Source organism: Spirosoma sp., from assembly GCF_048594605.1.
Lineage (GTDB): Bacteria > Bacteroidota > Bacteroidia > Cytophagales > Spirosomataceae > Spirosoma.
Genome location: NZ_JBMDWV010000133.1, coordinates 106,709 through 113,976, shown reverse-complemented (window position 1 = coordinate 113,976; position 7,268 = coordinate 106,709). Strand labels below are relative to the sequence as shown.

Here is a 7,268-nt window from a genome sequence, read left to right as displayed (position 1 = left end):
GGCGATCCAGAACTGAATATTCTGCAAAGTATGTTCATGAACATCGCCACAGCCAAAGTGTCGACTTCGGCGCAGGAAGCCCGTGAGATGAATTACCTCCGCCCTACCGATCAGATCGTGCTGAACCGGAGCCGCTTACTCACCGAAGCCAAGCAAGCTGCGATTGATCTGGCCGAAAATGGCTATACGCAACCCAAACCCCGCACTGACATCAAGGTGCAGGGCAAAACGGGAATTGCGCTTTTCAAGGCGGGTATAACGGCCATGCGCATGGGCAACTACATTTCGGATCATGACGCAAAAATTGCCGACAAACTGGCTTACGTTATTTGCGGTGGCGATTTGAGCAGCCCGCAAAACGTATCGGAACAGTACCTGCTCGATCTGGAACGGGAAGCGTTTCTGTCGCTCACCGGCGAAAAGAAAACTCTGGAACGTATCCAGAGCCTGCTGACAGGGGGCAAAGCATTGCGGAATTAAGTCTGCTAGTGTCTGGCTATATGCATATAGCCAGACACGCTTTCTGCTCAAACCTCCTGCTACGAAAGATAGATCTTTGAATATATACACTGACCAAATAGAAAACTATATATTTTTTCTTGTATTTTTAGAGGTTACTCAGCATATACGTGATTATATAAATCGACTATATGAAAACCTCATTTCTGATTTTAATTAACCTGCTTTTGATAAGCACAGCTTTTGGTCAGAAAAAAACTGTAACCAAACTGTACTTCTATTGCGACCCTGCCACTGAGCTTTCAACGGTATCCAATTCTGGCAATCCTATTAAAATTAACAGATGCACTTTAGTAGAAACGACGCTGGATAGTTTAGGGCTTAAGATCTTCAAAAACAAAACGATTTATATCCCTCTCAAACCTGGTGAGACTTATTACTTTCGTCGTATCATCAGCAGTCATGCAGGATTGGCTACAGCTACGCTAAGTGCCTGTTCGGAAGAAGATTTTTGGCTGAACGGTTATTTTTCGGGCATGGGTACTTATCGTCATTATTCCTTAGACCGGGATACGGGGCTCAAACTTTTGGCTGAAGAGAAATAAGAAAACAGGCCTTTTCGTATCAGATCGATATATTGCTGCTTATATAACTTTTGAAGCACTCCCAACCTTCTTGCATTTATAGAAATCAATACAGTTGTGAAAAATCTATATTTGCTTTCACTCATTAGCTTGTGGGCTTGTCAAGAACCTGACTGCCAGAAAGGGGCTGATCAAACGACAGGGTTGGTTCTTCGTACCCTAGATAGAAGTTATTTGGCTTACGACCAGAAACAGGTGATCGCTCCTCACCCATTGATGGACGTAGTAATTTTGTAGTCGTAGCGAAACTGCCTTCTGACTATCAGATTGACTATGTGCGTAATCAATAAATTTACTCAAGATATATTTTTTATGTCCTTAAACCAACGGGTGGATAGCCACTTTCTGGTTTTAGTTTCTTTATATAAGATTCGTTATAAAAGAGTTTCTATAATGTAATTTTTTTGATTTTCAGCACATTAATTCTTCATAAGATAACACTGAACACCAAATAAGGAAGCGACGAACGTGTAAAGACAGGTTCCGACTGGTTAAAAAGCATCTGTAGTACCATCGATGTTTTTAGCCAGTTGTAGACGAATGACCTGAATTTTAGACTACCTTAAAAACCGAAAAACGATAGGTTATCCGCATTTTCAATACGATACGTCTTTAACCATTTTTTCAGTAGGTTGGCGTCGGAGAAAGCTTTGAGGTCAGATTTAAGCTGTTTGATCTCGCGCTTCATCTGAGCAATGTCGCTGTTAAGGCTGAATTCCAACGCCATCGGCGAACTGATCAGATAGACCGATTTACCCATCATTTCCGACAATTCGTTTTGTACTGTAGCAAGTTCGTTATCCAGCTCGTCGGTCTGTTGTTTCAGTATTTTGTTGTAATACCTAAGCTGTTCGTCGGCCAGGTTTTCGAGATGTGCCTTGTCGATACGTTCAAATTCGAGTTGCAGACGTAGCAAGGTCAATAAATCACTCTTCTCATAAGCCTCCGTTACGCGGTGCATGATTTCCGTTTTGCGCTGCTTTTCGGATTCTTCCGGTTCCCGATCCGGGTGAAACGTCTTCACCAGATCCATATACAACGTACGCACAGCCTTTGTGACGCTACGTTCCTCGGCTAGCTTTTTGGCTTCCAGCGCCTGCTGCTTTTCCGTTTTGGGCTTTCTGAATTTCCTATCGTCGGCCTGTCGCCGTTGTTCGGCTTCACGCTGCGCTATCTGCTCCTGAACGGAAGCGTTGATCTGTTGTGGATCACGAATATCTGCGTTGTCGTCGAAATGAACGCCGAACATAGTCTCCATCATTTCTTTCATCAGGTCGGCAGTTAGCTCATCCGATTCGGCACTGGTGTTGTCGAAACCATTCGCATCGTACTTGTCATAAATAACTTTCAGATCGGTTAATCCATGTGTATCGATCAGCTCAAAAGTCATTTCCTGAATCAGATGACTCAATTTTTCTTTTCAATTTTTGCTAGTTCACTACGCTCGTAAGCCCGGTCGAACACCCGTACCATATCGGCCCGAAGCTGTGCATGCTGTTCTACCAGTGGCCGGTAATCCGTCTGAATACGTAGCTGGATTTTCTGAGCTACGTTGCGCAGTTCGGCTAATTCGTCGGTTAGGGTTTCAATTTTCTGGATCAGTCGATTGAATTCTTTCTGCGATTTAGAGAGAACGGCTTTGTTTTTGGGCGTACTGATCTGGACAATATGCTGTTGGGGATGTCTGGACATTTGCCTCAGGTTGTCGTTGAAATCGTAAAGTTATTGCTATTATGCGGTACGTTCCCCGGAAGACTATGTTTGCTACGTTGCTTCACAAAATCAGCCACTTCGATTCGAACCATCGGCTATTGATTTCGCTCGCTGTTGCTGCGCTAACCTTTTTTATAGTTCCCTATTCGCGTTCAAGCCCTATCCATCTCACTATTGTCTGGATTTCGTTTGCTCTGAGCGTACTAATTCTGGCCTGGATAACCATTTTCGTTGCTCACCCCCGCGACCTGCCTACTCTCTCTCGGATGGAAGATTCGAGTCGATTGCTGATTTTGCTGGTTGTTGTAGCAGCGGCTATGGCCAGCATTGTTGCGGTGATCTATTTACTTGGATCAACAAATAAGCAGGACCCGAACCATCAGCTAAAGATTCTGGTAGCTGGACTGGCCGTTATAAGCTCCTGGTTTTTAGTGCACACCGTTTTTACGCTACGTTACGCACACTACTTCTATGGTGATGACCCTAAACAGAAAAAGCGTCCTGGCGGACTTGATTTCCCGAACGAGCCCGAACCGGATTACCTGGATTTTGCTTACTTTTCCTTTGTGATTGGCATGACCAGTCAGGTTTCCGACGTAACGATAGGGTCGAAATCGATACGCCGGATAGCGTTGATGCACGGAGTCCTCTCATTTGCATTCAACGCCATAATTGTTGCCCTCACAATCAGCGGGCTATCGAGCTTACTGTAAGCTTATCGACTGGTACTACGTCCTTTTTTCTTCGCTTTCTCCAGCTGTTCACGTTCATATTCTTCCCGCTGGTTTTTATCGGCGAGTAAATTCCGATAGAGGCCATTTAATACGTAAATATCATCGATCTCCTCAATTAGCTGATGCAGTTGTTCACGAACCTGATTAATATTCATTCCGATAAATTGGTTGTATTACGTCGTTACCCTGATAACAACGATTTGCGGGTTTTTGGTCAGTGAAAAAAGAAATAACCCAGTGCAATTCCGGCAACTACACCGACAAAATCAGCGAACAAACCGTACGGAATGGCGTAACGCGAATTGCGAATACCGACCGAACCGAAGTATAGCGCCACAATATAGAACGTAGTGTCGGCCGATCCCTGAAAGATGCACACCAGGCGCCCAACGAACGAATCTGGACCAAACTGTTTCATGGCGTCGATCATCAGGGCCCGCGCTCCGGCCCCGCTCAGCGGTTTCATCAGAGCTACGGGCAATGCATCGGTAAAATCGGTGTTCATACCCGTCTGCGCAAACAGGTATTTCAATCCGTCGACAAGGTAATCCATCGCACCGGCATTCCGGAACGCGCCAATCGCCACCAGCATTCCAACCAGATAGGGTATAATTTTTACGGTTGTCTCGAAGCCTCCTTTTGCCCCTTCGATGAACGTTTCGAAGATCGGTACGTTCCGACGTAGTGCGCCCAGCAGAAACGCCACGACAATGGTCAGCAGGATCAGATTGCCCGTTACTTTCGAGATAATCTCGATTTCCTCTTTCGACTTACCCGACAGATACCACAGCGCCAAACCAAGCAACGTAGTGATACCGCCAAGCCAGCCTAAAACGGTTGGATTAATCAGGTTGATACGTTGTTTGATGGCTACGGCAATTAAGGCTACTACGGTTGTTACGTAGGTTCCGATGACGCAGGGAATGAAAACATCCGACGGGTCTTTTGCGCCCAGAATCGCTCGCTGCGCCATAATACTAAGCGGAATAATCTGCAGGCCCGATGTGTGTAACACCAGAAACATAATCTGCGCGTTCGACGCCGACTCTTTGTTTGAATTAAGCTCCTGCAAACTGGCCATTGCCCGCAATCCGAACGGCGTAGCAGCATTGTCGAGGCCGAGCATATTCGCCGAAAAGTTCATAATCATCTGCCCATTGGCCGGATGATTTCTCGGTACTTCCGGAAACAGTTTATTGAAAAACGGACCAATAATACGGGCTATGAGGTTAATGGCTCCCGCTTTTTCACCCACGTTCAGCAGACCCAGAAAGAAAGTCATTACGCCTGCCAGCGGCAACGCGATGTCCATTACGGCAACTTTCGACGATTCGAAAAGCCCTTCAACAACAACTTTAAAAATTTCGGTATCACCCAGAAAAATCAGTTTGGCGAGCGCCACCAGAAACGCAATAACAAAAAAAGCAACCCAGATATAGTTTAGTGCCATAGTAAGGCGAACGTAACAAGTTTTCGTTTTATTTACGACATGATTACAAAAAAAGCTAGGTCACAGAGATGCACAAAGACGCACAAAGACACGCGGAGAAAGCTCTTTGTGTATCTCTGTGTTTTCTCCGTGTATCTCTGTGTCCCAATCCTTAAAGCACAATCGTCAGAAGCGGCCATGATCAAACAAGGGCTCGTCGACGTACAGAAAATAGACCCCAGTATTCTGGTTGAGCTGAAATACTCGACAACCGATAATTTTATTGGCAAAGATGTGTACGACGATCTGACGCGGGCGTATATGCAACCAATGGCCGCTAAAAAACTGGCAGCCGCCAGTAAGTATCTGCAGGCACACCACCCCAACCTTCGGCTGCTGGTGTACGATGCCGCCCGGCCGCAGGCCGCCCAATGGAAACTCTGGAACGCCCTGCCCAACATGTCGGAAAACGAGCGTCAGAAATACGTAGCAGACCCACGAAAAGGCTCCATTCATAGTTACGGTTGCGCAGTGGATTTAACCGTTGCGACAAAAGAGGGTAAACCACTCGACATGGGTACGAAGTACGATTACTTTGGCGAGTTGGCGTATCCATCACAGGAGGACCGACTGCTGAAAGCCGGTAAATTAACCCAACAGCAAATCGACAACCGGAAAATTTTACGAACCGCCATGCGGCAGGGTGGCTTCAGTCCAATTGAATTTGAGTGGTGGCATTTTAACGCCCTCTCCCGCGCCAAAGCGAAAATGGCCTTTCGAATTGTGGATTAATACGTATTTAGACAGTGAAATAGTAACAACGCATCCTGCTCAATTGCAGCAAATACTATGCGGTATTTAGTAAGCCTTACTGCTACCTTATTTCTTTTCTCAACCTGCACACTGGCTCAGTCCGATTCTATCCGTTTAGATGTCTCTACACTAAAAGGGTCAGTTGTTCAAAGCCGTTTCTATCAGGCAGAGTTTGGAATAACATATTTAACGCTGTCAAATGGCATTAAGATCGCGCTAAAGCCAATTGCTGGTGAGAAAGACAATACAGGAGACTCAGCGATTTATATCAAGGCGGAAAGTTTAAATCAGAAAAAGCAGTACACGCGTATTGATAACGTAAGTGCACGAATAGCTGGTCATCTAATTCGTAACACAGGGGTTGCCAATCTTAACCGAGAACAACTTAATCAATTCCTGAAAAAGAACAATACTCATTTTGAAGCGACGGGTAGTAGTGTGTCTCAGGGCATCAATATGCGTACTTATAACCGCCATGTTGAAGCGGCTTTGCAGCTGGTTTATACCTTTTACACGCAGCCCCTTTTAGATTCTTCAGCATTGCGCCGAGCCTTAGACGAACTAATTCGTATTTACCAACAACCACAGTCTGACGTATCGCTAAATCATATCCTATCCGATAGTTTGCGAAAGGTATTATACCGGGATGATTACGAACTTACGGCCAATGATTTGCTTCGTGTAAATCCAGTTCACGCGTTCCAGCTTTTCAAAGAGCGTTTTGCCAATAACGTTGACGTAACGTTCACAGTTGTTGGTACGTACTCATTAGATGCGATGATTCCTTTGCTGGAAAAATACATAGGTAGCCTCCCAACCACAAAGCGCCGATATCGCCAAAAGGAGGAGGATGAAGGAAGCTTCCCAAATCCTCGTCTGCAGAAAGTTATTTATCTTTCTAATTTAACCGAGGCAGTCGTTGATTTGGTATTTATCGGTAAATTCAGACAGGTAGACGCTGATCATACTGCGTTAATCAATGCTTACGTAAACCTCCTCAAGAAGAGACTCAACCGACAAGTCGGCCGTACAGCACTTGCTAACGAGCAATTTCTGGTTGCGAAACAGTCAGGTGGCTTATTAAACGGGACTCGAAATCGAAACCGACGCACAGGGGTTCATATACAAATTCATTGTTCGCCAGCTCGCATCAGCGCAGTTACCGACTTAGTACGTACCGAAATGAGCCGATTGTTTCACCAACCGATTCCAGAGGCTGATCTCGCCGAATTCAAGCAAATAACTCAAAAAAACAACGCTATTTTTCTTAACAATAGTTATAGCTGGAATTTACTACTCTGGAGTAGTAGCTTTAGACCTGACTGGCCCGTTAAAGTTTATAATTCGGTTGCGCAACGTCTGGAATATATTAATCCAGGAGCACTACAGAAAATAGCCCGGTGCTATGCTCGAACAAAAGATATAATCACATTGACATTCTTACCCGTCCCCCCAAACAAATGACAAACTTACCGC

General features: G+C 45.3%; 8 protein-coding genes and 1 pseudogene. 5 read left to right on the top strand and 4 right to left on the bottom strand.

The annotated features are described in order from the left end of the window. Together ACOJS8_RS08685 and ACOJS8_RS08680 are read left to right on the top strand one after the other, a co-directional pair. Window positions 1-480: pseudogene (locus ACOJS8_RS08685) on the top strand (3-hydroxyacyl-CoA dehydrogenase); the annotation flags it as partial. Between the two features lie 170 nt (window positions 481-650). Next, the gene (locus tag ACOJS8_RS08680) at window positions 651-1,064 is read left to right on the top strand and encodes a hypothetical protein (RefSeq protein WP_420148142.1); all 414 of its coding nucleotides are present in this window, start codon (window positions 651-653) and stop codon (window positions 1,062-1,064) included. Window positions 1,065-1,665: 601 nt separating this feature from the next. Here the strand turns inward: ACOJS8_RS08680 and ACOJS8_RS08675 are convergent. Together ACOJS8_RS08675 and ACOJS8_RS08670 are read right to left on the bottom strand one after the other, a co-directional pair. Then, window positions 1,666-2,493: a hypothetical protein gene (locus ACOJS8_RS08675; RefSeq protein WP_420148141.1), complete on the bottom strand. Its 828-nt coding sequence runs from the start codon at window positions 2,491-2,493 to the stop codon at window positions 1,666-1,668. Between the two features lie 17 nt (window positions 2,494-2,510). Beyond that, entirely contained in the window at window positions 2,511-2,795 is a 285-nt protein-coding gene (locus tag ACOJS8_RS08670) for a hypothetical protein (protein WP_420148140.1), read from the bottom strand. Window positions 2,796-2,836: 41 nt separating this feature from the next. On the opposite strand from ACOJS8_RS08670, the gene ACOJS8_RS08665 reads away from it, so the two are divergent. Beyond that, window positions 2,837-3,529, top strand: a complete 693-nt coding sequence (locus ACOJS8_RS08665) for a DUF1345 domain-containing protein (RefSeq protein ID WP_420148139.1) — start codon at window positions 2,837-2,839, stop codon at window positions 3,527-3,529. A gap of 2 nt (window positions 3,530-3,531) precedes the next feature. On the opposite strand, the gene ACOJS8_RS08660 is transcribed toward ACOJS8_RS08665, so the two are convergent. Together ACOJS8_RS08660 and ACOJS8_RS08655 are read right to left on the bottom strand one after the other, a co-directional pair. Then, complete coding sequence (locus tag ACOJS8_RS08660; RefSeq protein WP_420148138.1) at window positions 3,532-3,705, bottom strand: hypothetical protein; 174 nt, start codon at window positions 3,703-3,705, stop codon at window positions 3,532-3,534. 59 nt (window positions 3,706-3,764) lie between these two features. Continuing rightward, on the bottom strand, window positions 3,765-5,000 hold the full coding sequence (locus ACOJS8_RS08655) for a nucleoside recognition domain-containing protein (protein WP_420148137.1): 1,236 nt from the start codon (window positions 4,998-5,000) through the stop codon (window positions 3,765-3,767). 177 nt (window positions 5,001-5,177) lie between these two features. On the opposite strand from ACOJS8_RS08655, the gene ACOJS8_RS08650 reads away from it, so the two are divergent. Further along, window positions 5,178-5,771, top strand: a complete 594-nt coding sequence (locus ACOJS8_RS08650) for a M15 family metallopeptidase (protein ID WP_420148136.1) — start codon at window positions 5,178-5,180, stop codon at window positions 5,769-5,771. A 57-nt stretch (window positions 5,772-5,828) separates the two neighbouring features. Beyond that, window positions 5,829-7,256 (top strand): insulinase family protein, encoded by a 1,428-nt coding sequence (locus ACOJS8_RS08645; protein ID WP_420148135.1) that lies wholly within the window; start codon window positions 5,829-5,831, stop codon window positions 7,254-7,256. The last annotated feature ends 12 nt before the right edge of the window (window positions 7,257-7,268 follow it).